General features: G+C 32.6%; 1 protein-coding gene. It reads right to left on the bottom strand.

Translation table 11 applies throughout. From position 1 onward, the window contains the following. Nucleotides 1-328 (bottom strand): cupin domain-containing protein (locus QWI17_RS08510; RefSeq protein WP_302722096.1); only part of this gene is annotated, 328 nt, incomplete at both ends.

A 328-nucleotide genomic window follows, 5' to 3' on the forward strand; every position in this document is an offset into this window, starting at 1 on the left:
ACACCAAATTTAGACTCGTCTAACATTTTACTAATTTCCGAAAAGTTTGAACTATCAAATGTTCCTTCACCAATAAAATCTCTATTAAATTTTGTTACAATAGTTTTAACCTTGTTTGTTTTTTCACCTTTATAATATGATGCATCATTTCTCCATAGATGCGGTAAATAAGGACCAACCAATACTAAATCACCCGGAGCAAAAGGCGAAACACTGTCTCCAACAAAACGAATCCCATTACTTTTTGAAATGTATAAAAGCTCGTATTGCGAATGGTAATGCCAAGCAGCATCTAAACAAGGAACTTCTTTTTTAAGAACATTCAATC

The sequence above is a fragment of the Gilvimarinus gilvus genome (assembly GCF_030518155.1).
Classification (GTDB): domain Bacteria; phylum Pseudomonadota; class Gammaproteobacteria; order Pseudomonadales; family Cellvibrionaceae; genus Gilvimarinus; species Gilvimarinus gilvus.